The sequence below is a fragment of the Bacteroides propionicigenes genome (assembly GCF_018390535.1).
Classification (GTDB): domain Bacteria; phylum Bacteroidota; class Bacteroidia; order Bacteroidales; family Bacteroidaceae; genus Bacteroides; species Bacteroides propionicigenes.
Map to the genome: position 1 here is coordinate 224,345 of NZ_JAHBBW010000004.1, position 26,066 is coordinate 250,410.

Here is a 26,066-nt window from a genome sequence, read left to right on the forward strand (position 1 = left end):
TTTTCTACATTTTCGGAAGAAAAGAGATAACACGTTAACACTCAAAATTTAATAAGACAGAAAAAAAATAATAAATTCCGGATTTTTCATCCAAACTTTATTTTATAAAACTCTTGCTTACCCACTTCATGCTGTACCAACGCCGCACAAAGATAGCACCCCGAATATTTTCGTCCAATAAGAAAGCGACCCACATTCCGCAAATTCCCCAGCCCAACGGGATGCCGAACAAATATCCAAGCCCTACAGCCACACTCCACATCACCACCAGCCCCACATAGAATGGATAGTTCACATCTCCTGCCGCCCGCAACGCATTCGTAGCGAAGATATTGATAGGTTTTCCTATCTCCACTGCAATGTCTATAATCAGGATTGCGGTTCCCATTTTGATAATTTCGGGGTTGGACGTGAGCCAGCCGAAAATGGTATGTCCGAAGACCGCAAGTATGCAGGACAGGATAACAGTAATCATCACCGACTTCTTCATCACGTATTTTCCCATCAGAAAAGCTGCACGAGGCTTCTTTTCCCCTATCAAATGCCCTATACATATTGCCCCGCCCTGCGCCATAGAGATACTGAACAGATAAGCGAACATAATGATATTAACGCAATACGTGCGCGTGGCAAGCGCCTCTACTCCCAGCATATTAATGAAATAGGTAATCACCACCTGCGAAGAGCTGTAAGAAAGCTGTTCACCGGCAGAGGGCAACCCCACTTTCAGCAAATTTTTCAACTCTATCCACGGGAACGGGCGAAAATAAGCCAACGGAAAACGTTGTATATGCTTGCGGAACAGGATTACGAACAGGATTACCATTGAAACACCCCGGCTGAAAGCCGTGGAGATAGCCGCCCCTTCCACTCCTAGCTCCGGAAAGCCGAACCGCCCGAAAATAAGAGAATAGTTACCGATGATATTAAGAATATTGACCACCACCGTAACCATCATCGGATACACCGCCTTATTGGCACTGCGCAATGATGCGGAAAGAGTCAGCGACAATGCCTGAAAGAACGCGAACGCCCCGACAATACGCATATAGTCCATACCATCCTGCATCAGTTCGGGTCCAAGTCCCATGAGGCGTAAAATAGGTCCTGCGCAGCCAAACAGCAGCATACTGATACTGACGCCCACCACCAGATTGACCAAAAGAGAAACTCCCACTACCTGCACCACCTGTTTATGCAGGCGTGCACCAAGATATTGCGAACATAGCACGGAAGTACCGAGGTTAATCACCTCAAACACCAAAAAAGTCAGCATGATAATCTGGTTGACCACACCTACGGCAGCCACGCTGTTGTCCGAATGACGGCTCAGCATTATGGTGTCCACCGCACCGAGCATCATAATAAGTAATGTCTCAATAAAGATAGGAGCCGCCAGCTTGGCAAGCCGCTTCTTCAAATTCTCTTGCTGTATCATTTATATCGTAGAATGTGCCATGACAAAAAATCGCGCAAAGATACGCAAATGAAAAGGAGATGAAATTGATACATATCAAATAATTTTCCTATCTTTGCCGCACTAAATGACACCCAAACCTACATAATTGTTATGGATACATTACTCAAAGAAACGGTAGATATTACTGTCAACTCCCGTTACTCAGGCATGGCCCCCGAAGGCAGGCGGCAAATAGAAGAAATCCTGATTCGCAAAGAAGTGGAAAAAGGAGAGCTTTTACTGAAAGAGGGACAAATAAGCCATAACATTGTATTCGTCGGCAAGGGTATGTTGCGCCAGTTCTACTATAAGAACGGCAAGGATGTTACCGAACATTTCTCTTATGAAGGTTGCATTGTTATCTGCATTGAAAGTACCCTGAAAAAAGAGCCTACACACCTCATGATTGAGGCACTCGAAGACAGCATCGTCTATCTCCTGCCCTACGACAAACTGATGCTGCTCACCGAAATATCATGGGAAATCAATATGTTCTATCGTAAAATTCTGGAATATTCCCTCATTGTTTCACAAATTAAAGCCGACTCCTGGCGGTTTGAAACTGCACGTGAACGTTACAACCAACTGATGCAGCACCAGCCCGAAGTTATCAAGCGAGCTCCCTTGTCGCACATCGCCTCTTACCTGCTGATGACTCCTGAGACATTGAGTAGAGTACGTTCGGGCATACTTTGAAAAAAAATAATCGTTTTTTTGATTTATGTCAAATCCTCTCCCGAAAGAACTCTTTAACTTTGCAACGTCATTTAGAAAGCAATAGAGTAAATTAGTTTTTATAAGAGAGAGATTAGTTTTTAGGGTACACTAAAAAAATTAGGCAATATCTGTTAAAGGATGTTGCCTTTTTTGTATATTTGCCCCTAATGAAAATAAACATACATAACACTCTGTTTGCAACCGGCCTGTTTTCCCTGTTTTTCTTCAGTGCTTGCAAAGGTAATAATCTCAAGGAAGAGCAAAGAAGCCTACCCAAAGAATTATTCAGAGAGGGAGATATTGTTTTCAGAAGAGGGACCGGATTCACCAGCCGCATAGTACTGGCAACCGACAACGAAGGAAGATATTCGCACATCGGCATCCTGAAAAAGGAAAACGGAGTATGGTGCGTGATACATGCCGTACCCGGCGAACCGGACTTTGAAGGAGATGCAGACCGGGTGAAACTGGAGCCGGTAGAACAATTCTTTGATGCCACAAAAGCTACACGAGGCGCCGTAATGCATCTGCAGGTTGACTACAGCCTTGCATACAGGGCTGCCCAAAGCGCACTCGGACTTTTTCACAAGCGTGTATTGTTTGACCATGATTATGACTTGAATGATACCACCAAGATGTACTGCACGGAACTCATTGACTATGTGTACCGGAAAGAAGGAATAGATTTACCGGAGGGACGCACCACCTCTGTCAACATACCCGGAATGAACGGTGACTATATAATGCCGAATGATATTGCGCAGAACAAACGTCTCTGTTTGATATACTATTTTTAAAACACACATTATTCACTTAAAACAAAAAACGTATGAAAAAAGTATTCTACTTCAGTATGATGGTAATGGCTATGTTCGTAATGACATCCTGTTCTTCTTCCTCAAATACTCCGGGCGGTGCGCTGAAAAAGTATAGCGAGTACCTGAAAAACGGTGAGTATGAGAAGTTCGTAGAGGGAATGGCCTTTAAAGACAGCCAAGATGCAGCAAAAGTAAAAGAACAAAAGGAAGCGCTGGTTTCCATGCTCAAGGAAAAACTGTCTAAGGAATATGATAAAAAAGGCGGTATAAAGGATATTGAAATCCTGTCGGAACAAATTGCCGAAGACGGCAATACTGCCGTAGTAAAGACCAAATATACTTACGGAAACGGCGAGACCCAAGAGGGTGAGCAAAAAATGGTGAAACAAGACGGCAAATGGCTGATGTCCATGGGTAAATAGAACCGGGCAGCCATCTGTCGTTCTACAAATCAGTAAAGGTCATGCCGCGCAACCTCTGTAAAGAGTGCAGCCAGTTTCTCAATGACCGGTTTCAGATAGCGTCTGCCTTTTTCTGCAGACGCTTTCTTGGGATTACCCACCCCGGTATCCACCGTAGCCTTATCCCAATGGCGGGGCGTCCATGCCACTTTCTCATTCAATGAAGCGATGACAAACGGGCGGGACTCTCCATCGCCCGCCTCAGCAAGGTTCACCAGTTCGGGATGATAGTACATCATGGCTGAAGTCTCCGATTCGCCGGCATGGTCGTCAATGGCAGCTTCAAAATACCCTTTTGTGGGAATGATGCTGAACCAGTCGGTCGCCATAATCAGGAAATCGGGATAAGTAAAAGCAAGGTCGCGAATCATCCCCTTGAAATTGTTGCCGCCGTGACCGCCGAGAATAACCAGTTTACGTATGCCCTGCACATAAAGGGAAGCTACAATATCTTCCAGAATAGCTTGCTGGGTGGTGTAGCGGGTGTGAATACAGAAAGGAAGCTCGCGCTGTCCGGGATTGTGGGCGCCGAAAGGCACAGGCGGCATCACCATGCAACGCACACCGGAGCGTTCCAGCGCCAATGCAGCGGCATCTACGGCGATGTCATGCGGAAGGATACAATCCGTCAGATAAGGCAGATGCAGGTTATGGGGTTCGGTAGCCCCCCAAGGAAGAACTACAACGTCATACTTCACGTCTTTCACCTTTCCATAACAGGAGACGGCAAGATCTATTTCTCTTTTTTCCATATCGATTATCTTTAGAGGTTATTGCCTTCTGTATTCTTTAGGCGACAGTCCCGTATGATGCTTGAAGTACTTTCCGAAGAAAGACTGGTTGGCAAAATGCAGCTCGTCGGATATTTCCTGAATACTCTGTTCGGATGATTTCAGCATGGCTTTCGCTTCCAGAATCACCAGACTGTCAATCCACTCGCCCGCTGTCTTTCCGCTCACCTCTTTCACTACGGTAGAGAGATGTTTGGGCGTAAGGAACATCTTGTCGGCATAATAAGACACGCTCCTCTCCTGTTTATAAAACTCATAAACATACCGGATGAAACGTTCAAACAAATCTTCCTTGCGGCTTTTGGGCATATGTTCCTTAACGGTATGCCCCTGATAGATATTGTATATCTCGTAGAACAAAGACAACAAAATGCCCTGCGTTATTTCTTTACGATACGGATTGTCTTTCAGCTTCACTTTGCTCCACAAGAAAGAGTGGTACTCCTCGAAAGATTGCAGTTCTTCGGCAGAGACGCGGATACAGGGCCGCTCCTTTATCATAAAGAACATCGGGAAAAGTTGTTGCACCGTAGGTATCACCATGTCCATGAAATCTCTGGACACCGCGATAAACCCGCCGGAAAAATCACCGGAACGTTCGCCCTGCTGCACAATCTGTTCGGGCAGGACGATGCAGAGCATACCTTCCCGCATCTCATACTCCCGCAGATTGATGTTCAGCTTGCACCAGCCTTTACGGCATACAGCGAGACAGGCAGCATTCAAGCGGGTGGGATATGCAGTCAGAGGCATATCCTTTATATCATCAAAGATAGCGAAATCATTGCCTATAAAATCAATCATAGGCAAATGATGTATTCCGGAAATGTCAACGTTGCGAATCTGTTTTGTATTCATCAGTCTTGTGCTTTGCCGGCAAATATAGGATTATTCATGGAATAATTAATTTAAAAATCGTGAATGTTACCTTAATTCATAATTTTAAACCCTATAAAGAATGTACGCGGCTGTGTGGGCCCGTAGAAATAACCGGCATCACGAAACTCGCCCTTATCCAAATCCTTCTGAAAACTGTTGAAGATGTTCTGCACACCCGTATTCAACTGAAGCTTGATGTGGTCGTGCAATACGAAAGTATAGTTCAGCTTCAGGTTGAGATCGAAGAAGTGCGGGGTATGCTCCATGCGGTCTTTCTCGATATATCCGGCATAATGCGGCACAATCATCTTGCCCGTATAAGTGCCCGATAGGGAGAAATCGAAATTCTTCACCGGAGCGGACGAGAAAGTGAAGTAACCGTAATAATCGGGTGTGCGGGGCATACGTTTGGTTGTCAGGCTCTCACCGTCCACCTCCGTCCAAGCCTCCTCACGGGTATAGCGGCTGCGCTGTGCGGTAAAGCCCAGCTGGAACTGAGTTTCCTTGCCATGGGCAATCTTGGCATCGAGGTTTGCGCCGTACACACGGGCGCCGTTACCGTTGCGGCGTTCCTTAATCACATCGCCCATATCGTTCTTTCCGATATCTTCGAGGACAAAGACATGGCGCAAGTCGGTATAGAAGCCCTCTATGAGGATGTTTGCCTGCCAATGCCCCAAACGGGTAGTCCAGTCTACCGAACCGCTGTAACTGTTGGACCGCTCTTCGCGCAGGTTGTCCGCCAGCTTGATTTGCACGCCTTCACCACCGACTGCGGTGACATGGAGGTCTTCATCGTATGCCTGCGGGGCACGGAAACCGGTGGAGTACGTCAGACGCGCCTGAAAATCCTCGGCAGGTTTATAAAGCAAGTTGACACGAGGGCTGAAAATCAGCTTGTCTATCAGGTTGTGCTTGTCCAGACGGGCGCCGACAAGCATAGTCAGCACATTCATCTTCCATTCATTCTGCACAAAAGCGCTGGCGATGCGGACATCTTGCCGCATATCGCGATGATAGCCCGTCATGACATCGTGCATGGAATTGTTTTGGTACTCCAGTCCGCCCGTAAAAGTGGCGGGGGCGAAAAGGCAGTTATCCATATTGCCCACATACATACCACCTGCCACCCAAGTCAGGTCGTTGGTCTTGCCGTAGGCATTCATGTCTTTCTGTGCGCCGTAATAACTGTTGCGGTCGGTGTGCTGTACAGAGCCATACAACGAGATTTTATGTTTATATTCGCGCCAGAAGAGGTCGTAGCTCAGCCCGCCGCTGTTGATGACGTGCTTGGTTTGCTCGGTGATGTCCGTCTCATGCGGCTGGAGGTCGAACTTGTTACCGCCGCGACGGAATTCGTTGGTAGTGTGGTACTCCAGATTGATGCGGCTGAAATGTGTGGGACGGTAATAGGCACGGAAGCCGAAAGTATTCATGTTCAGCTTGCCCAGTTCGGAGAAGCCGTCACCGTCACGGTCGTAGGGGTTTCGGTTGCGGTAGCTTTCGTAGAGGGCTATTCCGTAAGAATTGTCTTTGGCTACCAGAGAAACGTTCGCTCCCATATACTGCTCCCACGACTTGCCGTCCATGTTGGAGAACATACTCGATACTTGGAAGGAATTGTTGATGGGGTCTTTGGTAATGATATTGATAGTTCCGCCCACGGCATTGGCGCCGAACAGCGCCGAGCCGCCGCCACGTACCACTTCCACTCTTTCTATCATGTTCACCGGTATCTGTTCCAGTCCGTACACTCCGCTCAACGCACTGATAATGGGACGGCTGTTAATCAGAATTTGTGAGTAAGGTCCTTCCAGACCGTTGATACGCACTTGCGGAAAACCGCAGTTCTGGCAGTTATTCTCCACACGCAGTCCCGACTGGTAATTAAGGGTTTTGGCAAGGTCGGTGGAGTTTACCATTTCAAAGAGTTTGGTACTCATCACGTTCACCACCACAGGAGCTGCCTTGCGGCTTACCTCATTGCGGTTGGCAGACACAACGACCTCATCCGTCATAAAACTTTCTTCCTCCATCTGGAAATGCACTACCGCCGTAAAGTCCTTGTTGACTTCAATCTCCTTTTCCTGCGTCTTGTAGCCTACCGCAGATACGCGCAACTTATATTTGCCTGCCGGAAGGTTCTTAAACTCAAACTGGCCTTCTTCATTGGATACTGTTCCCTGTCCGCTGCCTACAATCAAAATAGTGGCATACGGTATGTTCTCTTCCGAGCCTTTCACAAGGACATGGCCGGAAATCATATTGCCTTCCCTGATGGGGTTCGCGGCAATAGCTGCGCCGATGCTTGTCATGGCAAGCACCAACGCCAATATATAATGTCTCATTTGAATAATCGCTTTTATTTCTGTTACAAAATCAACTTATACAAGTTGTCATTCAGAGCGGAGCGAAGAATCTGCTCTCTTTAATATGTGTGCGGAGAAGGGATTCTTCGCTCCGCTCTGAATGACAGATAGTCTTGATACAAGCTAATCTTTAATATTTACTTACTATAAAATCTGTCAGTTTATGATGCCGTCCCGGTATCAATGTTTGATACGGCGAATACCAAACATTGGTACGGCGAATACCAAACATTGGTACAACGAATACCAAGCGTTGGTACGACGAATACCAAGCGTTGGTACAGACAATATTAAAGAGTAACGAAATAAGGGGGAGCGCGAAGTGAAAGTACCCGATACGCTTTTCCCTTGATGACGGGAGTATCGGTTTCGTTTTCAACCACTCGCAGCAAGGAACGCATCGGGTGTTGTATCTCGCAACAGTCCGGCTTGTCCGAACTGAAATGAGACAGCAAACCGATAACAATCAGCGAAGTGGCTGAATGCGAGTGTTGGTTGTGAAAAGGGTGCGAGTGGGTAATCAGCACCCCGTTGATGTAATGGACGTGAGTAAATGCCGTCACACTTGTCTGGTACACCGCAAAGAGCGCCAGCAAGCATAATGCGCATATGTTTCTTTTTATTCCTTTCACGTCTTATCAGTTGTTCGTTTTATTTAGAGGGCGCAAAGGTAATGATTATTCCTGAACTTTACCAAACAAGAACTCATAATCGCGTTTGGAAGCCGGAGCCGCCCACTCTTCGGGAATAAATTTCCACTGGCCGAGCGCACGCGGTTCAATCACTTTCGTCTGTTCGATATATTGCATCAGATAATAACGCAAGTCCTTGTCCGTGGAACTGATGATACGTCCTTTCAATTCATCTTGGGGAATGCCCGCGCCCTTTGTCAACAGTTCCCCGCCACCGTTGCCCCGGTAAGAGTTCAGGGCCACAGTGTACATCTTGTTCATATCAAACGGAGTGCCGTCCGCCATACTGAGGACAGTAACCTTCTGTCCGCTCGGTTTCGTAACGTCCACTGTATAGATGATGCCTGCCGCCGAATCGAAATTGAAGCTGAAGTTCTTGAAGGAAGCCCTGTCCGCCGCACCCTCGCGGGGTTTGTCGCGGAACAACAGAATATGGTCATCGGGCGAAGCCATCCGGTTTGTCCAGAGGTCATAAGACATCTCTAAAGCATCGTGCACCTCCTTGCCCGAAAGCCGCATGGTGTAGAGCATATTCTCATACTTATACAGGTTGAACATATCATACACGTAGACATCCCCCTCCTTTATCTGCGTGTCATACGACAAAGGAGCCGCAAACGAGATATCAGCGCCGCTGATTTTCAGCTGCAAGGTATGGATGAGGTCTATGAAAGCGGAAGAGCCGAAATAAGCGGGACGGGTGGAGATAGTCTCCGTGAAACGCCCGATTTTCTTCGATACGAAATCCTGAATAGTGGTGTACTGCGGGGCAAAGTGTTTCATAAACTCGTCACTGATGCCATAACTCCCGGTCTCGGTCAGTGTACCGTCAATCTTCTTATCCACGACTTTGCCATTACGCAATTTCACAGTTATATCAATATCACTTACCACTATACCGTTGCTGGCAGGGTCAATCACCAGCACAGAGTCACCCGCCACGTTCTGCACCTTCTTGCATTCGCGGGCATGGTCGTGCCCCATCAATACAATATCGAAACCCGGTACATTGCGCGCCACATTCAGCGAAGCGTTCTCCCGATACTTGCCTCCCATCAGCAATGCGTCCTGCCCGGCATGGAACATACCGATAACAATATCCGGCCGCTCCTTTTCACGAATTATTTTCATCCACTTGCGTGCCGTATCTTCCATATCATCGAAGCGGAGCCCTTTCCACAGATTCTCGGACAGCCACACCGGGATGGCGGGCGTTATCATGCCGAGGACAACAATCTTTACACCGTCGCGTTCGAGCGCCACATAGGGCGGAAAATGAGTTTCGCCCGTAGCCGTATCAATGATGTTGGCACCCAGTACGGGAGCATGGCATTCGCCTGCCCAACGGTCGAAAACGGCACGTCCCGTTTCAACATCGTGGTTGCCCATATTGCCTGCATTATATCCCATAAAGTTCAGCATTTCAGCCGTCAGATGAGGAGATACCGTATCAATATAATTATAGTAATAGGCGGTAGGCTGCCCTTGGAGAATATCACCGTTATCCAGCAATATCAGATTATCTTTATACGTCTCACGCTCTTTCCGGACAAAAGCATATACACGTGCCAGGCTTCCGGCAGCTTCACGCTGAAGAATAAAGTCGCGGGGATAGAAGTTCCCGTGTATATCACTGGTTTGTACCACCTTTAATTTAACCGTCTTCTCCTGTGCGGCAACCGTGCCAATCAACAGGATAATCCATACAAAGCAACAAATCTGTTTCTTCATGTTTCTTCTCTTTTATAAATCCAACGGGTGTGTAAATACAAAGCGAGCGCCCTGGGTATAAAGCGGGTCTATCCAGATTTCTCCGCCCCACCTATCCACAATCAGTTTACAGATAGACAGGCCGAGCCCTGTTCCCTGCGCATATTCATTCAGTTTCTCAAAACGCTCGAAAACTCTCTTTTGTTCGTCCAACGGTATGCCGCAGCCCGTATCCGACACGGAAAAGAGAGCGATATGTTTCTTCTCGTCCACTTCAAGTTGCAATTTTATCGTGCCGTTCTTCGTAAACTTATCCGCATTGGATAGTAAGTTGATTACCACCTGTTGCAAACGCTGGATATCCGTACGGATTTCCAAGCTCTCTACGGCGCTTTCGAACACGATTTGATTATCAGAACGGCGCGCTTGCAATACGGAAGCCACTATCTGCGCACAGACCTGCACCACGTCAAGCCTCTCCCAACTGAAGGTGACGCGGCCTGCCTCCAAGCGGGATACATCCAGAATATCGTTAATCAGCCGAAGCAACAAATCCGAATTGGTCTTTATGATTTCAAAATATCCACGCTGCTCTTCCACAGAACTATCGCCCGCAGAAAGCACGTCCGAGAATCCTACAATAGCATTCAGCGGTGTACGTATCTCATGGCTCATATTGGCAAGAAACGCACTCTTCAGGCGGTTGGACTCTTCCGCCCTATCCTTTGCCTCACGCAAGGCTACCTCGGAAACCTCCAAATCGTCTTTCAGCTTCTTGGTACGATAGAAAAAATAGAGCGAGATAAGCAAGCCTGTCAACAAGATAAGCAGAACGGCAACAACTCCCCATATATGGTATTTATATTGTTCATAAAATCCCGGAGTTACATTCACCAACCTGACAGGACCCGAAATGGAAACGATATTCAGATTTTTGTCTTTGATAAGTTTGCCGTCCATTACAGTCTCGCAAGAAATGAGCTCTATTTCAGCCTCCTCCGGGTTTTCCAACAAACGGAAAGCCTGACGTGCCATATCTTTACCCAACGCACGATAAACGGGCACTACTCCACCCACGACCCAGTAGCCGATGCCTACGGAGGTTATAGAGAAAGCGGGCAGACCGGGAGCCGCTTCCATCATGGCATACGTGGCATTGCGCATGAAATAGCCGTCATTCATGTCCACACGCCATGTACCCATCAGCAAGACGGTATTAGGGGGCAATGAATGCAATTTGTCACTGATGGTATAAATGGTATTTACACGACCGTCCAGCAGGATAAGGCTTAATTCGGGAAATTTCTTCATTTCCTTCACCACATGCGCCTGCAAAGTGACACCGCCGTAGCTGTTGTCCGATATGAAAGCAATATGTTCCGTCTTGGGATACAGTTGCTTTATCATACGGATATTGGCGACCACATCATATTGATAGATAAATCCGCTCTTTATCGGGGAATTGGAAAAGTTCTCGAAGAAATCCAGCGATTCGGGCATCCATGTCTTCAAGTCCGCACCCTGTTCGGGCAAAAGCACCACATTCCGACTGGCAAGCGCCGTCATTACAGGCACATCACCCCGAAGTGAATCTTCCAATGACAGATAGGCAGCCCATGCCTCCTGCCCTATCAATATAATGAGCGACGGCTCTTTAGCGCCCTGATACTTGGACAAGATGCCTGCCATTCGCATTTTCCAAAAAGGCGATTCAGAGAAACTCTTACAGTTCATGTTTTCCAACTCTACGCCACACTTACCTCCCAAACGCTGATACTCTTCCATAAAATTGGAAATATTGTCCGAAGTCTGACGTGAATCCGGATTGTAAGAACTGATAATCAGCACAGGGTGGTCACCCGTCGCAGAGTAGACAGGTATCGTAAGGAAAAGGAATGCCGCCAGATATAGTAGCGTTCTGTTCAGTATTTTTTTTGATAATCTCATCTAAAGTCCTCCGGAACTGCCGCAAAGATACAATAAAACTCAAAAAAGGCGCAAGGAAAGATTGTTTTTCGTACTTTTGGCGCACATTATAAAAAAAAGAAGCTGACATGACGCAAATCTTTCATCACATGATAGCTGCCATCCTCGGCATATCAGAGAAACAAATCGGGCAGACACTCGCCCTACTCAATGACGGAGCCACCATCCCGTTTATCAGCCGCTACCGCAAGGAAATGACGGGCGGACTGGATGAAGTACAAATAGAAGCCATCCAAACTCACTACGAAAAGCTGAATGAAACGGCGAAACGGAAGGAGACCATCATCAGCACCATTCAGGAACAAGGTAAAATGACTCCCGAACTGCAAAAGCGCATTGATGAGACGTGGGACAGCACCGTCCTCGAGGATATTTACCTGCCTTACAAGCCCAAACGGAAAACTCGTGCGGAAGCTGCCCGCCAAAAAGGGCTCGAACCGCTTGCCACCTTATTGATGCTGCAACGCGAGCCTCATCCCGAACAGCGTGCCGCCGGATTTGTGAAAGGCGATGTAAAAAATGCGGAAGATGCCCTGAAAGGCGCACGCGACATCATTGCCGAGCAGGTGAGCGAGAACGAGCGTGCCCGCAACACCCTGCGCAACACCTTTGCACGCCAAGCCGTACTGACCGCCAAAGTGGTAAAAGGCAAGGAAGAGGAAGGAGCCAAATACAGAGACTATTTCGACTGCTCGGAACCTCTGAAGCGATGCAGCTCACACCGTTTGCTTGCCATTCGCCGCGCCGAAGCGGAAGGCTTGCTCAAAGTAAGTATCAGTCCTGACGACGAAGAGTGTGTGGAGCGACTGGAAAAACAGTTTGTACAGAGCAACAACGCTTGCGGAAAGCAAGTGGCGGAAGCCGTACAGGATGCCTACAAGCGTCTCTTGAAACCGTCCATCGAAACCGAATTCGCCGCACAAAGCAAGGAGCGCGCCGACGACGAAGCAATCCGCGTCTTCGCTGAAAACCTGCGGCAACTATTGCTTGCCTCGCCTTTGGGACAGAAACGGGTAATGGGAATAGACCCCGGATTCCGTACCGGTTGCAAGGTAGTGTGTCTGGATGCACAGGGCAACTTGCTGCATAATGAGAATATCTATCCTCACCCTCCCGTCAAACAGCCTAAAGAGGCTTTCGCCAAACTGCAAAAGATGATAGAAGCCTACAAAGTGGAAGCTATCGCCATAGGGAACGGTACCGCCAGCCGTGAAACGGAGGATTTCCTGAAGCGGCAGATTTTCAACCGGGACGTACAGATTTTCATTGTCAGCGAACAGGGCGCTTCCATTTATTCCGCTTCCAAAATCGCCAGGGATGAGTTTCCCGAATACGATGTAACGGTACGCGGCGCAGTTTCCATTGCACGCCGACTGATGGACCCGTTGGCGGAACTTGTCAAAATAGACCCGAAGTCTATCGGCGTAGGCCAGTATCAGCACGATGTAGACCAAAGCAAACTGAAAAAGTCCCTCGACCAAACCGTAGAGAACTGCGTAAACCTGGTCGGTGTGAACCTGAACACAGCCAGCAGCCATTTGCTGACCTACATCTCAGGACTTGGTCCCCAACTGGCACAGAACATCGTGAATTATCGTGCCGAGAACGGAGCATTCTCATCCCGCAAACAGTTGATGAAAGTCCCGCGTATGGGTGCAAAGGCTTTTGAGCAATGTGCCGGATTCCTGCGCATACCGGATGCTAAAAACCCGTTGGACAATACGGCAGTGCACCCCGAAAGCTACCACATCGTAGAGCAAATGGCCAAAGACTTGGGATGCAGCGTAGCCGAACTAATCGCCAACAAAGAATTGCGGTTGAAGATACAACCGGAACGCTACCTCTCGCCTACCGTCGGAATGCCGACCTTGAAAGATATTCTGCAAGAGTTGGAGAAACCGGGACGTGATCCGCGCGGTCCTATCAAAATCTTTGAGTTCGACAAAAATGTACGCACCATTGACGACCTGCGTGTAGGCATGGAACTGCCGGGCATCATAGGGAACATCACCAATTTCGGCGCTTTCGTTGATATAGGCATCAAAGAAAACGGCCTGATACACCTCTCCCAACTTGCGCAGAGATATGTATCAGACCCTAATGAAATTGTGTCCATTCATCAACAAGTACGCGTAAAGATACTCAGCGTAGATGCTGAACGGAAACGCATACAGTTGACGATGATTGGGGTGGAACAGGAATAAATTTTAATGAAGAAGGGCTTTTAATGAAGAATGAAAAATGAATAATGAAGAATTTGGCTGCGCAATGCAAGCACGCCGCAAGGTAATTCTTCATTATTCATTCTTCATTCTTCATTCTTCATTAAAAGCTCCTTCTTCATTATTTTCTATAAATCAGCTTGTCTTTCCCATTACCGAAAAGATTGTCGCCTAAAGTTGTTATTTTATTGCCGGTGGCAAGGACATAGCGCAGGTTGTCGCATCCCATGAATGCACCATATTCTATGGCGGTTACGGTAGAAGGCAACTCCAATGTGCCGCACAAACGTCCGCAACCGCTGAATGCACGCTGCCCGATGCTCTTCAAGGCATGAGGCAACTTGATGTTGAGCAAATACTTCTTTTGGGTAAATGTGTAGTCAGGGATGACGGTGGCATTACATTTGGATAAATCCACACTCACCAGATTGGGCATATAATTGCGTATCAGGGTGAAGTCCGCCTCGTCCATTTTACCCTCTACTGTAAGGAAGTTGACGTCTTTGGGCTGTATGCCGACACGAATCAGTTCACTGGCAAGGCTACCCATCGTAGCTATCTGTACGGTAGCCCCTACCGGCTCACCCTCTATAAATGCAAACGTTTCCCACTTCTTGCCGCGACGATAAGAATCACCGCTGCCCAACGGAATAAATATGGCCGTCACACTGTCTGCCAAGGCTTCGAGCAACAAGTTCGGGGGAGTTTTCTTACGTATCTGGCAAATCTTTAAATTGGTACATCCCTTGAATGCTCCGTCCTCAATGTTCTTTATCTTATCGGACAGGATAACTTGAGTTAATGATGTCTTTCCTACAAAAGAACTGTCACTGCCCTGTCTGCAAAAAGCATAGGACGGAATACAATTGGCGGGATAGATATAAAAACGGTCGGGATGCGTGCCGTTCTTTCCGGCATACATACTGATAGACGCATTGGATATATCCAGTATCTGCAGTTTCTTGAATTCATCCCGCAGGTGGCGGAAATCAACCGCATTCAGTTTGCCTTGCAAAACAAGGTGGGTAATCTCATTAGCTTCCTCTTCAGTCAGCATTTCCACCAAAGTGCCGGGCTTTGCAACGGTATATCTTTTGGAACTCTGGGCATAACCGCTCAATATAATGCCCAATCCGGCTACCACTAAAAGTATCTTTCTCAGGTTCATGTTTTAAGTGTCAGATTGATTTGATTTTCCAAATATAAGAAGAAACTGTCAACCTTGAATAATGATTTCTCTTTTTATTGCTATTTTTGTCGGATATTAATTAACCGAAATTATTTTTCGCGTATGGAAACCATTGAAACCAGCTCCAAAACCAAACGCTTTGGACAAGTGGCAATCGACATTGCATTATTCGCGGCGCTTGCTTTTATCATTCTTACAATAATAGGCATACCTCTATGGGCTATGTGGGAAAGTCCGGGCAACGGAGGAGCCAACGAAATATTCTATCTCATACCGCTCGAAGCACTGACACTGATTAGCGTATTCCTCTCCGCTTGGGTGGTGTGGCGTTTCCGCAAGGTTTCATTGGCAGTATGGGGACGCTCCTTGGCTCTGCGCCGGAAAGATGTGCTGGCGGGCATATTGCTGGCGGTCGTCCTCTACGCCGTAGGCTTCGGCATATCCTTACTGGTAGGAGCGGTAGAAGTTGCAGGCGTTGCGCTTAATCTCTCTACCCTATTCATTAGCCTCGGCTTCTGTCTGCTGGTGGCCATCACGGAGGAGTTGGCATTGCGGGGCTTTGTATTGGAACGTATGCTGCAAGGCGGAGTAAATAAGTTTTGGGCATTGTTCCTCTCTGCCGCCCTATTCTCATTGATTCATATAGGCAACCCCAACTTTGACTTCCTGTCTTTCATCAACCTCCTGTTGGCAGGTATCCTCTTGGGTTCTTCCTATATATACACGCGTAACCTCAGTTTTCCGATAGCCTTGCATTGGTTTTGGAACTGGATACAAGGTCCTGTCTTGGGCTATGAGGTCAGTGGGAATAAATTTTGCGATGGTCTGTTGACGCTTCATCTGCCCGAAGCCAATCTGATAAACGGAGGAGCCTTCGGGTTTGAAGGCTCCATCCTTTGTACTGTATTAATGATAGCGGGAACAGGAGTGATTTTAAAAGTATTCGGAAATCACTAACCGCTATTTATTATACATCTTTGCCCTCAATTCCTTGATATGGTCTGAAGTGATGTATTCATCATATTCCATCATCTTGTCGATAATACCGTTCGGCGTCAGTTCGATGATGCGGTTTGCCACAGTCTGAATAAACTCATGGTCATGGGATGAGAACAGGATATTACCTTTATACATCTTCAGGTTATTGTTGAACGCTTGGATAGACTCCAAGTCAAGATGATTGGTCGGAGTATCCAGAATCAAACAGTTGGCATTGCGCAACTGCATACGCGCAATCATACAACGCATCTTCTCGCCACCCGACAATACGCTTGCTTTCTTCAACACCTCTTCGCCGGAGAAAAGCATACGGCCGAGGAAGCTCTTCATGTACACCTCATTGCCCTCGCCAAACTGGCTCAACCAGTCTACCAGATTCAAATCCGTATTGAAGAAAGCGGTGTTGTCCAACGGCAGGTAAGCCGTGGTAATCGTAACGCCCCAGCTGAATGTTCCCGCATCCGGCTTCATGTTCTCGTTGATAATCTCGAACAAGGCGGTCATGGCACGCGGGTCGTGTGAAAGGAAAACAATCTTATCCCCTTTCTCCACATTGAAGTTTACATCGCGGAACAGTATCGTACCGTCCTCCAATGTTTTTGTCAATCCCGAAACTTCGAGAATCTGATTTCCCGGTTCACGTTCGGGAGTAAAGATGATACCCGGATATTTACGTGACGACGGTTTGATTTCTTCCACATTCAGCTTCTCCAACATCTTCTTACGGCTGGTAGTCTGTTTGCTCTTTGCCACATTGGCGCTGAAACGGCGAATAAACTCTTCCAACTCTTTCTTCTTCTCCTCAGCTTTCGCCTTCTGGTTCTGCTGCTGACGGAGTGCCAACTGGCTGGACTCATACCAGAAACTATAGTTACCGGCAAAGAGATTAATCTTTCCGTAGTCGATATCCACCGTATGCGTACAAACGGAATCGAGGAAGTGACGGTCGTGGCTTACTACCAAAACGGTATGTTCAAAATTGGCAAGATACTCTTCCAGCCAAGTTACAGTGTCCATATCCAAGTCATTGGTAGGCTCGTCCAGCAGCAAGTTATCGGGATTGCCATACAAAGCCTGCGCCAGCATGACACGTACTTTTTCCTTATTGTTCAGCTCGCCCATCAGCACGTAATGTTTGTCTTCCTTGATGCCCAATCCGCTCAATAAAGCGGCAGCGTCACTTTCCGCATTCCAGCCGTCAAGCTCGGCGAATTTTTCTTCCAGTTCGGAAACCTTCAAACCGTCTTCATCCGTGAAGTCTTCTTTGGCATAGAGCTCTTCGCGTTGTTTCATAATGTCCCACAGCACTGTGTGTCCCATCATTACGGTATCCATCACCGTATAGGCATCCCACTTAAAGTGGTCCTGGCTCAAAACAGACAGACGTTCGCCCGGTCCCAGCATGATAGAGCCTGTCGTCGGGTCCAAATCTCCCGAAATGGTCCGCAAGAAAGTCGACTTTCCCGCACCGTTAGCACCAATTATACCATAACAATTACCACTTGTAAACTTCAGGTTTACATCATTAAACAACACTCTTTTACCAAACTGTACCGATACGTTCGAGACTGTAATCATCTTTATATTTACTATTTTATTATGTACTACTTACCTAATCCTAACATTATTCTGTAGGAGTTAAAGGACTTCTTACAACTTAACTTTCAAGTATGCTATAACTCTGCAAATTGCGGGCACAAAGATAATGATAAAAACCGAGAATGGGAGCAAATTAGTACAAGAAGGTTGTAAGCAAAGAAAAATGCTTGATGTAATGGGGTATGTTTTACTTTTTTCAAAAAAAAAGAAAGAAAATACATTTTTAGTGTAATATTTTTGAGATTTTTGCGTATATTATTGCCTTTAAGGTCGGGACTCTCTTCACGCCACATTTTAGCAGTCTTGCCAAACATTACTACATTCAATACATCAGCTTCATTGGCAGGAATTATATTAGCCTACATAGGAGTAACCTCGGCAGGAATCAAATTCTGCTTGATGGCATCGGTATAATAGCATTAGTAGAATCTATCCATTTTTAGACGAAAGGGTAAAAGCATTTAGACCAACCTCTTTCCTACCCCCCCTCGAATTCGATGGGTTTAAAATTGGGATTATATAGACTTTCCCTTAGTTTAGGCCTTTGTATTATATATACAGACCAAACTTGTTTATATGTATTGACAGCAAAAGATATGTGCCGGCGATTACAACAAGTTAACTTATTGCATGATATAAAGTTAACTAAGTACTTACAATGAAGTTAACTTACTGCAACCTATCAAGTTAACTTACTTCTATCACGATGTTAACTTCCTATTTATAGAATATTTCGCTGTCAATCTGACATAAAAGTATTACCTTTGCAGCGTTTTTGGCAAAAGCCGTCAATTTGGCAAAGTTTTTGCTATCCAAACCGTATCATATTAACTTAAACCCTTGACAGCGATGAAAGCAAAATCATTTTATAAGAATAACAAGCATAACAATATGGACCCAAAAGAAAAAGAAAACATTAACGAAGAAGAGTTGAAAGTAGAGGCTGTTCAAGACGAGAATAGTGAAGAAACAACTGAGAAAGAAGAAGTTGCCCTGACTGAAGAAGAGAAACTCACTCAGGAATTAGAAAAGGCCAATGCAGAGATTGAAGACCAAAAAGACAAGTATCTGCGTCTCTCCGCCGAGTTCGACAACTACCGCAAACGTACAATGAAAGAAAAAGCCGAACTCATCCTGAATGGTGGAGAAAAGAGTATCAGCAGTATTCTTCCTATCGTGGACGACTTTGAACGCGCCCTGAAAAACATGGAGACTGCCACCGATGTAGCTGCCGTAAAAGAAGGTGTGGAACTTATCTACAACAAGTTTATGACAGTATTGGGGCAGAACGGTGTCAAAGTAATCGAAACCAAAGAACAACCGCTTGACACAGACTACCACGAAGCCATTGCCGTAATTCCGGCTCCCGACGAAGCCTTGAAAGGTAAAATTCTGGACTGCGTACAAACCGGTTACACACTAAACGACAAAGTAATCCGCCATGCCAAAGTAGTGGTTGGAGAATAACATACACAGTTATATGGAAAAAAGAGATTATTACGAAGTACTGGAAGTCGAAAAAACAGCATCGGTAGAAGAGATAAAGAAAGCCTATCGCAAGAAAGCCATCCAATATCACCCCGACAAAAACCCCGGCGACAAGGTAGCCGAAGAGAAGTTTAAGGAAGCGGCAGAAGCATACGATGTATTAAGTAATCCGGACAAGCGTGCCCGTTACGACCAATTCGGCCACGCCGGAATGGGTGGTGCTGCCGGTAACGGCGGACCGTTCGGCGGTTTCAGCGGCGGTATGTCCATGGACGACATATTCTCCATGTTCGGCGATATATTCGGCGGACACAGCGGCGGATTTGGCGGCGGTTTCAGTGGTTTCGGCGGATTCGGCGGCGGTGGTGCACAACAGCAACGCCGTTATCGCGGCTCGGACTTGCGCGTAAAAGTAAAGCTGAACCTCAAGGAAATTTCTACCGGAGTAGAGAAAAAATTCAAACTGAAAAAGTATGTACCATGCAGCCACTGCCACGGAACCGGTGCAGAGGGAGACGGCGGTGCGGAAACCTGTCCTACTTGTAAAGGCAGCGGTACGGTAATCCGCAACCAGCAGACCATTCTCGGCACAATGCAGACACGCACCACTTGTCCTACCTGCGGCGGCGAAGGCAAAGTTATCAAGAATAAATGTAAGGAATGTGCCGGTGAAGGAATCGTCTACGGTGAAGAAGTGGTTACCGTAAACATCCCGAAGGGTGTAGCCGAAGGTATGCAGCTCTCCATGGGCGGCAAAGGTAATGCCGGCAAGCACAACGGTGTACCGGGCGACTTACTGATTCTTGTAGAGGAAGAACAGGACAAGGAACTGATTCGCGACGAAAACGACTTAATTTACAACTTGTTACTCAGCTTCCCGACAGCTGCATTGGGCGGTGCAGTGGAAATCCCGACCATTGACGGAAAGGTTAAGGTGAAAATCGAATCGGGTACACAACCGGGAAAGGTTCTCCGCTTACGCGGCAAAGGTTTGCCTAATGTAAACGGATACGGAACCGGAGATTTACTGGTAAATGTCAGCGTTTATGTACCCGAAACTCTGAATAAAGAGGAGAAAAAAGCCTTGGAAGAAATGGAAGGTTCGGATAACTTCAAGCCGAATACTTCCATTAAGGAGAAGATTTTCAAGAAGTTCAAGAGTTTGTTTGACTAAAGATTATACTTCTGAGTACAAAAAAAACAGGGAATTATACATTTGCATATCAAAAGAAAGAGAATTATTTCTCTTTCTTTTGATTAAACAACCAACTCATAAAGTCAGGATAATTAAAAGCAGGATTCCAACTGTTATGATCACATCCTACAAACTCGATATATTCAACACTGGCATCAATAGCCTTCAATGCTTTATAAGCTTCCCGGGAACCTTCAGGTGTTACAACAGAGTCCGTATCACCATGAAAAATACGGAACTTAATTTCTCTTAGTTCTTTTTCAATGCGGACAGGATTTACCGTGCCGCAAATAGGAACTGCAGCAGCAAAGATTTCAGGATAACGAATAGCCATATCATAGGTTGCCATTCCACCCATAGAAAGCCCCATTATATAAACACGAAGTTTATCTACTTGTGGCATATCAAGAAAAGTGTCAAGCAAACTTTTCAACGTACGTATAGTAGTGGTGAGTTCCGGATTGTCAGGCATCTCAAAAGGTTCGAAAGAATCAGGACGCGTTGCATACCCCCAATAATTTTCTGCAGAACATTGAGGTAACAAGATAAAAGCCGGATATTTTTTTCGATTTACAGGATTAAGCCACATTTGTCCTCCATGCTTTAACTGCTTCCGATTATCATTGCCTCGCTCACCTGCACCATGCAAGAATAGTACCAATGGATATTTTTCGCCCGGCTTCTCCACTTCCGGACGCAACAAGCAATATCGTAAAGAATCGCCTTGAGAAGACACGTACACATTTTGCTCATATCCTTTGTAAGAACTTTGCGCTGATACATTTATCAAGCATAACACCCATAACAATATTTGTATGCAAACTATTTTCTTCATATCTATACTAATCATTATTTAATCATTATTAAGGTGCTCATTAATAACACTATACGCTTTATCCTAAAATTCATTTTATACTCTCGTTAAAATAATAAGACGGGATAGTTTATAAATATATAACTATTCCGTCTTATTTTAATTAATAACGCCCATTTTTAATAGCAGGTGACTTTTTTTCCAAAATCTTAATAAATTAACTAGAATTGGCAGCCATCTCCTAAAACAAATTATCAAGCGCACCAAGTATTTTTTTCAAGTATATCAAAACAGATTTATCATCGTAATAAAACAGATTATCTGTTTCATCAGAATAGATAATCTATTTCATTAAAACGCATTATCTATTTTGTTTATACCCCTTATTATCATCGCTTCTCATCAACACCTGTCCAGCTCAACCCCGGACCGCCACCGGCTGTATATCCACGACTCTCACCAGTCTCCCACGGAGAAATCCAGAAAGCATATAAGTCGGCATCACGCAAATAGAACTTGACACGAACAGCCTTACCTTCCAACGCCCCAAGATTCCGGTCAGAATTCCAAGATATTTGATATTTCGTACTATTTGCCTTTTTCATGGCAACACAGTCTTTTTTGGTAAAACCGGGTATAGGAGTACCATTTTCATCTTGCAATTCTACAAGTAAGAAACTTTTCTTGTTACGTACATCCGCATTCACAAAGAAATAATTTCCATCAATAATAAAAGTATCACTCACTGCATATCCCTCTGACGCAGCCGCCCGCAGTGAAACAAAGCCGTCACGACGGAGAGTAGCAAGGCCGGTCGCAAAATTAGAATCGTGTACTGGCTTACTATTGTAGCGCCCGCTTACATAGAAATAGAGTGAATCACCAACTATCAAAGGGGTTCCTGCCACAGACTGAACATTTCCGGCATTCCAAGCGCCAAAATCGAAACTGACCGGAAGAAACGGCCTTTTAAACTCGCGTTTCCACTGAAAGCCGTCTTCACTCCAACCTATCAATACCTCATTCCGCTTCTGAATCATCAAACTATCACAAGCATCGTTCTCCGGTCCCTGCCAAATAGTGAAGTATCCTAACAGACTACTTTCATAAGGCATCGCTTCATGATTGTATATCTGCGGACGAATAGCAGGAAAGTCCGGATTACGTGGGTCATCATCTTCTGCATTAAACCAATATTTAATAAATTTATCACTTTTATTGTCATATACTCTATGGGCCAAACTTACTAACATCTCAGGATCCTCATGTGCCAAAAAACAACGGGAACGACGGTATTTTTTTCCATTGATTGTTTTCAGAGAAAGCACATACTTCTTACGAAACGGATCATAATAAGCTGCACAACGATCATAAAGTTCTCCTGACAAAGCTTTCGGTTCGCTCCAATGTATACCGTCTGCTGAATACTTCAGCTTCATACTCACAGAAAAACGGTCGTTAAATTCCATCAGAAACATTTTATATCGTTTGTCTGCATGACGCTCAAACTTGTCAAGTAACACTGATACGCAATCATGCTCCGCAGTGTCTACAATATTAGTACCCGGGACAATATCCAAATCCGGCTTGAACCAATGCTTGCCATCTGCCGATTCCGCATAGCAAGTAACCAATCCCAAGACCTTATTGCCACCTGCAGAATACCACATCTTATATTTTGAGGCAAGTTCGTCATACCATACACCTCCACTGAAAGGAGCTGCATATGGGTCTCCATTTATATTCAGTTCCCAAGTCTTATCAGCCTTCAGAATGGGATTTTCAAGATAATAGGAAGGCGTATGAAAAACACGCTCCACACCCGCAGATTCCCAATCCGGATGGTCAGCAATCAATATGCGTCCGCGCCAGGCAGATATATCATGAGCAAAAAACAGTAAGATTAAGAAAAAAAATAGTTGTTTCATATGTCTATCGGTATATTAATAGCTCAAAATTCATTATGCAAATTCTTATCTACGAATATGTATCATCCGTTATAATTTTACTAATCATCGCTGATAGTTTTATCTTTTGCCTTCATCTATCAGTAACAATACTATTTCTCATCAATACCTGTCGGACTCAATCCCGGACCGCCACCGGCCGTATATCCACGACTCTCACCAGTCTCCCAAGGAGAAATCCAAAACGCATATAAATCGGCATTGCGAACATAAAACTTTACACGAATTATTTTACCTCTTAAAGGTTCAAGATTAGTATTATTTTTCCAAGATATTTGATATTTCGTGCTATCTACCCTTTTCACTGTAATACAATCCTTCTTAGTAAATCCAGCTATAGGAGTGCCATGTTCGTCTTGTAGTTCTACGAGTAAGGAACTCTTCTTATTATGTACATCTGCATTCACAAAGAAATATTTTCCATCAAAAGTTATATTCTCAGTCAATAAATATCCTTCTTCACTACCAGCGCGCATTGAAACAAATCCATCTCGCCGCAACGATGCAAGTCCCGTAGATGTATGGCTATCCCACATAATTTTGCTTAATCGACGACCACTTGAATAAAAATAAAGTGAGTCACCAACAATTAAAGGGACTCCGTTGACAGACTGCATATTTCCCCAGTTCCAAGCGCCCTCCGATTCATTTACATTCATAAATGGCTGATGTGTAGGGCGATAGAAATGAAAACCATCACGACTATATCCCAATGAAATCACATTACGCTTCTGAATACCATCACGCTCACAAATATGATTCTCTGGCCCAGCCCATGCGCTATAAAATCCTAGCATAATACTTTCGTAAGGTATCGCATCAAAGTTATAAATACCCGGTTCTACTTCCGGATATTTTTCATGACGAAGTTCTTTGTCATCCGGAGCAAACCAGTAAACAATGAATTTATCATCGGCATCTTTACGAATACGATGTGCCAAACTGACAAGCATCTCAGGATCTTCATGTTCTATATAGAAACGAGAGCGACTTGAAACCGGAGTACCACCCCGCATGCTCAGCACCCATTTCTTAGTAAAAGGATTGTAAAATGCCGTAGTACGGTCTCCCTGATCACCGGATTGTGCCACTCCTTTGCTCCAATGAACACCATCAGCAGAATACTTCAGAACAACTTGCCAGCGTCTGTCACCCGGACGACGTTCTATATTAAAGAATTTCCAACGTTTAGCCGGGTCTTTTTCTTCACGATCCAACCATACAGTAGCTGCATCGCGATTACAAGTATCCACAATATTGGTCCCGGGTACAATATCTTGATTCACTTTTTCCCATACTTTACCGTCCTTCGACTCGGCATAGCAAGTATAGAAGGTCTGTTTATCCCCCTTATGAATGGTTCCGGCACCAGCAAGATACCACATTTTAAATTTTCCATCATTATCATCATACCAAATCCCATCACTGAACGGAGCTGCATATAAAGCTCCCTGAATAGTTTTTTCCCACTCTTTATCAGGTTCTAATACCGGATTTTTCGCATAGAAATTAGGAGTATGGTATACGCTCTCCAGATTTGTTTCTTTTATTAAAAAGTTATCTACAAACAACTGCCTTCCTACATTTACAGGAAATATTGCCGGTTTATTCTCCAGATATGGCACAGGCATTTCTTGACGTACAGTGGGTTCAGGACGACGAGGTGGCCATTGGTCTGATATAGTTATGCCATTAGACAATGTCTGTGCATATGATATCAAGGAAAAACACACAAATAATACATTAACTGCTATTTTCTTCATAAACTTCTATATTACTTTTTATATTCTAATTTTTCAATTTTTTTCTGTAGCTCAATCACATACAATGTCAATTCCTCCACCTTTTGCAATAGAGCTTTATTAACCTCATGCTGTGAATATCCATCTTTAGCTATTTCCTCGGCAGATGGTACATCTGGCAAGTGCTTATTTGCATGAATAAACTCTTCTAGTTCTTGAAGTGGACGCAAGCTGTAATTTTTATCAAATACAAAATCTGCCCAAGAAGAATTAGGAAGAATACCAAAGTCTTCTGAAAGCACTCCCTTTTTAACAAAAAGTTTATACTTATTCTTTAAAGTCTCTTTATACCTTACAATATCTTCAACATCTATTCCACCTATATATACTCCATAATTAGTATCCATGTGTATGTTTGCATGTCCAGCGGAGCCCAACACACAAGTTGTTGCACTTATTGTACCTATCCATCCGGTATTTTTTTTATCACTCAGCCCGCATCTCACAACTATATCATTTTTTTCCACCTCCAAATTATCATAAAATGAAACTTTATCAGTATGAAACGTGGCTATTTCATGGGTATTATTCGTGATTAGTTTAATACTGTTTTTTGCAATAAAATTACTATTATATCCTTGAGTAGACCATCTAGCGTACGTCGTATTTCCTCTAAGCAGATGTAAATAGGTATCTTGAGACTCCAACATACCTCTAAAGCAAAAATTACCATTATTAGTGACTTGCATTACATCCACCGGACTATAAGCCCCTTCTTGTCCTGCATTAATATAGAAAGCAGATATTCCCGTTTTGCCCCAACCAAAAGCTATATCTCCACTTTCAAGTACATTAACAGGATGAGTCCTACCACCTGAAACTGGAATTAATTGCCCATAACTATTATTAGTAGATGCGCAAACAAACAGTATAACAATTATAACATTTAATCTATACTTCATAACATTT

General features: G+C 45.0%; 20 protein-coding genes. 7 read left to right on the plus strand and 13 right to left on the minus strand.

The features are described 5' to 3' along the window. Positions 1 to 97: 97 nt before the first annotated feature. Entirely contained in the window at positions 98 to 1,438 is a 1,341-nt protein-coding gene (locus tag KG118_RS07810) for an MATE family efflux transporter (protein WP_117711986.1), read from the minus strand. 132 nt (positions 1,439 to 1,570) lie between these two features. Here KG118_RS07810 and KG118_RS07815 point away from each other — a divergent pair, with 132 nt between their 5' ends. From KG118_RS07815 to KG118_RS07825, 3 genes are all read left to right on the plus strand, one after another. Then, a complete protein-coding gene (locus tag KG118_RS07815) occupies positions 1,571 to 2,155 on the plus strand; it encodes a Crp/Fnr family transcriptional regulator (protein ID WP_117711988.1) in 585 nt (194 codons plus the stop codon). Positions 2,156 to 2,343: 188 nt separating this feature from the next. Continuing rightward, positions 2,344 to 2,973: a YiiX/YebB-like N1pC/P60 family cysteine hydrolase gene (locus KG118_RS07820; RefSeq protein WP_117711989.1), complete on the plus strand. Its 630-nt coding sequence runs from the start codon at positions 2,344 to 2,346 to the stop codon at positions 2,971 to 2,973. A 32-nt stretch (positions 2,974 to 3,005) separates the two neighbouring features. Then, entirely contained in the window at positions 3,006 to 3,416 is a 411-nt protein-coding gene (locus tag KG118_RS07825; RefSeq protein ID WP_117711991.1) for a DUF4878 domain-containing protein, read from the plus strand. Positions 3,417 to 3,445: 29 nt separating this feature from the next. On the opposite strand, the gene KG118_RS07830 is transcribed toward KG118_RS07825, so the two are convergent. The 6 genes from KG118_RS07830 to KG118_RS07855 all read right to left on the minus strand — a co-directional run bounded on the left by KG118_RS07830 (position 3,446) and on the right by KG118_RS07855 (position 11,843). After that, positions 3,446 to 4,207 carry a creatininase family protein gene (locus tag KG118_RS07830; protein WP_117711993.1) on the minus strand — a complete coding sequence of 254 codons (762 nt, stop codon included), beginning with the start codon at positions 4,205 to 4,207 and terminating at the stop codon, positions 3,446 to 3,448. A gap of 18 nt (positions 4,208 to 4,225) precedes the next feature. Beyond that, the gene (locus KG118_RS07835) at positions 4,226 to 5,104 is read right to left on the minus strand and encodes a helix-turn-helix domain-containing protein (RefSeq protein WP_117711994.1); all 879 of its coding nucleotides are present in this window, start codon (positions 5,102 to 5,104) and stop codon (positions 4,226 to 4,228) included. Positions 5,105 to 5,175: 71 nt separating this feature from the next. Further along, positions 5,176 to 7,473 (minus strand): TonB-dependent receptor, encoded by a 2,298-nt coding sequence (locus KG118_RS07840; protein WP_117711996.1) that lies wholly within the window; start codon positions 7,471 to 7,473, stop codon positions 5,176 to 5,178. 311 nt (positions 7,474 to 7,784) lie between these two features. After that, a complete protein-coding gene (locus tag KG118_RS07845) occupies positions 7,785 to 8,126 on the minus strand; it encodes a hypothetical protein (protein WP_118323996.1) in 342 nt (113 codons plus the stop codon). Between the two features lie 45 nt (positions 8,127 to 8,171). Continuing rightward, positions 8,172 to 9,917, minus strand: coding sequence for a bifunctional metallophosphatase/5'-nucleotidase (locus tag KG118_RS07850; protein ID WP_117712543.1), 1,746 nt, complete (start codon positions 9,915 to 9,917; stop codon positions 8,172 to 8,174). A 12-nt stretch (positions 9,918 to 9,929) separates the two neighbouring features. After that, positions 9,930 to 11,843 (minus strand): sensor histidine kinase, encoded by a 1,914-nt coding sequence (locus KG118_RS07855; protein ID WP_117712545.1) that lies wholly within the window; start codon positions 11,841 to 11,843, stop codon positions 9,930 to 9,932. Positions 11,844 to 11,950: 107 nt separating this feature from the next. On the opposite strand from KG118_RS07855, the gene KG118_RS07860 reads away from it, so the two are divergent. Next, positions 11,951 to 14,086 (plus strand): Tex family protein, encoded by a 2,136-nt coding sequence (locus tag KG118_RS07860; protein WP_117712547.1) that lies wholly within the window; start codon positions 11,951 to 11,953, stop codon positions 14,084 to 14,086. Positions 14,087 to 14,225: 139 nt separating this feature from the next. Here the strand turns inward: KG118_RS07860 and KG118_RS07865 are convergent, their stop codons facing one another. Further along, positions 14,226 to 15,272 (minus strand): leucine-rich repeat domain-containing protein, encoded by a 1,047-nt coding sequence (locus KG118_RS07865; RefSeq protein WP_117712549.1) that lies wholly within the window; start codon positions 15,270 to 15,272, stop codon positions 14,226 to 14,228. A 123-nt stretch (positions 15,273 to 15,395) separates the two neighbouring features. Between KG118_RS07865 and KG118_RS07870 the strand changes: the two genes are divergently transcribed. Further along, positions 15,396 to 16,250, plus strand: coding sequence for a CPBP family intramembrane glutamic endopeptidase (locus tag KG118_RS07870; RefSeq protein ID WP_117712551.1), 855 nt, complete (start codon positions 15,396 to 15,398; stop codon positions 16,248 to 16,250). Positions 16,251 to 16,253: 3 nt separating this feature from the next. Here the strand turns inward: KG118_RS07870 and KG118_RS07875 are convergent, their stop codons facing one another. Beyond that, a complete protein-coding gene (locus tag KG118_RS07875; RefSeq protein WP_117712553.1) occupies positions 16,254 to 17,870 on the minus strand; it encodes an ABC-F family ATP-binding cassette domain-containing protein in 1,617 nt (538 codons plus the stop codon). 870 nt (positions 17,871 to 18,740) lie between these two features. Between KG118_RS07875 and KG118_RS07880 the strand changes: the two genes are divergently transcribed. Together KG118_RS07880 and dnaJ are read left to right on the plus strand one after the other, a co-directional pair. Further along, on the plus strand, positions 18,741 to 19,358 hold the full coding sequence (locus KG118_RS07880; protein ID WP_117712704.1) for a nucleotide exchange factor GrpE: 618 nt from the start codon (positions 18,741 to 18,743) through the stop codon (positions 19,356 to 19,358). Positions 19,359 to 19,371: 13 nt separating this feature from the next. Further along, positions 19,372 to 20,553 (plus strand): molecular chaperone DnaJ, encoded by a 1,182-nt coding sequence (dnaJ, locus tag KG118_RS07885; RefSeq protein ID WP_009120667.1) that lies wholly within the window; start codon positions 19,372 to 19,374, stop codon positions 20,551 to 20,553. A gap of 64 nt (positions 20,554 to 20,617) precedes the next feature. Here dnaJ and KG118_RS07890 read toward each other — a convergent pair whose 3' ends face one another. The 4 genes from KG118_RS07890 to KG118_RS07905 form a co-directional block, all read right to left on the minus strand. Next, on the minus strand, positions 20,618 to 21,409 hold the full coding sequence (locus tag KG118_RS07890; RefSeq protein ID WP_117712555.1) for a carboxylesterase family protein: 792 nt from the start codon (positions 21,407 to 21,409) through the stop codon (positions 20,618 to 20,620). Between the two features lie 368 nt (positions 21,410 to 21,777). Next, a complete protein-coding gene (locus KG118_RS07895) occupies positions 21,778 to 23,316 on the minus strand; it encodes a hypothetical protein (RefSeq protein WP_117712557.1) in 1,539 nt (512 codons plus the stop codon). A 131-nt stretch (positions 23,317 to 23,447) separates the two neighbouring features. After that, positions 23,448 to 25,118 carry a hypothetical protein gene (locus KG118_RS07900; RefSeq protein WP_117712559.1) on the minus strand — a complete coding sequence of 557 codons (1,671 nt, stop codon included), beginning with the start codon at positions 25,116 to 25,118 and terminating at the stop codon, positions 23,448 to 23,450. Positions 25,119 to 25,129: 11 nt separating this feature from the next. Further along, positions 25,130 to 26,059 carry a hypothetical protein gene (locus KG118_RS07905; protein WP_117712561.1) on the minus strand — a complete coding sequence of 310 codons (930 nt, stop codon included), beginning with the start codon at positions 26,057 to 26,059 and terminating at the stop codon, positions 25,130 to 25,132. Between the last annotated feature and the right edge of the window lie 7 nt (positions 26,060 to 26,066).

Coding starts and splice junctions, on each gene's coding strand:
- KG118_RS07810 (WP_117711986.1), bottom strand. CDS start 1,438: ATGATACAGCAAGAGAATTTGAAGAAGCGGCTTGCCAAGCTGGCGGCT.
- KG118_RS07815 (WP_117711988.1), top strand. CDS start 1,571: ATGGATACATTACTCAAAGAAACGGTAGATATTACTGTCAACTCCCGT.
- KG118_RS07820 (WP_117711989.1), top strand. CDS start 2,344: ATGAAAATAAACATACATAACACTCTGTTTGCAACCGGCCTGTTTTCC.
- KG118_RS07825 (WP_117711991.1), top strand. CDS start 3,006: ATGAAAAAAGTATTCTACTTCAGTATGATGGTAATGGCTATGTTCGTA.
- KG118_RS07830 (WP_117711993.1), bottom strand. CDS start 4,207: ATGGAAAAAAGAGAAATAGATCTTGCCGTCTCCTGTTATGGAAAGGTG.
- KG118_RS07835 (WP_117711994.1), bottom strand. CDS start 5,104: ATGAATACAAAACAGATTCGCAACGTTGACATTTCCGGAATACATCAT.
- KG118_RS07840 (WP_117711996.1), bottom strand. CDS start 7,473: ATGAGACATTATATATTGGCGTTGGTGCTTGCCATGACAAGCATCGGC.
- KG118_RS07850 (WP_117712543.1), bottom strand. CDS start 9,917: ATGAAGAAACAGATTTGTTGCTTTGTATGGATTATCCTGTTGATTGGC.
- KG118_RS07855 (WP_117712545.1), bottom strand. CDS start 11,843: ATGAGATTATCAAAAAAAATACTGAACAGAACGCTACTATATCTGGCG.
- KG118_RS07860 (WP_117712547.1), top strand. CDS start 11,951: ATGACGCAAATCTTTCATCACATGATAGCTGCCATCCTCGGCATATCA.
- KG118_RS07865 (WP_117712549.1), bottom strand. CDS start 15,272: ATGAACCTGAGAAAGATACTTTTAGTGGTAGCCGGATTGGGCATTATA.
- KG118_RS07870 (WP_117712551.1), top strand. CDS start 15,396: ATGGAAACCATTGAAACCAGCTCCAAAACCAAACGCTTTGGACAAGTG.
- KG118_RS07875 (WP_117712553.1), bottom strand. CDS start 17,870: ATGATTACAGTCTCGAACGTATCGGTACAGTTTGGTAAAAGAGTGTTG.
- KG118_RS07880 (WP_117712704.1), top strand. CDS start 18,741: ATGAAAGCAAAATCATTTTATAAGAATAACAAGCATAACAATATGGAC.
- dnaJ (WP_009120667.1), top strand. CDS start 19,372: ATGGAAAAAAGAGATTATTACGAAGTACTGGAAGTCGAAAAAACAGCA.
- KG118_RS07890 (WP_117712555.1), bottom strand. CDS start 21,409: ATGAAGAAAATAGTTTGCATACAAATATTGTTATGGGTGTTATGCTTG.
- KG118_RS07895 (WP_117712557.1), bottom strand. CDS start 23,316: ATGAAACAACTATTTTTTTTCTTAATCTTACTGTTTTTTGCTCATGAT.
- KG118_RS07900 (WP_117712559.1), bottom strand. CDS start 25,118: ATGAAGAAAATAGCAGTTAATGTATTATTTGTGTGTTTTTCCTTGATA.
- KG118_RS07905 (WP_117712561.1), bottom strand. CDS start 26,059: ATGAAGTATAGATTAAATGTTATAATTGTTATACTGTTTGTTTGCGCA.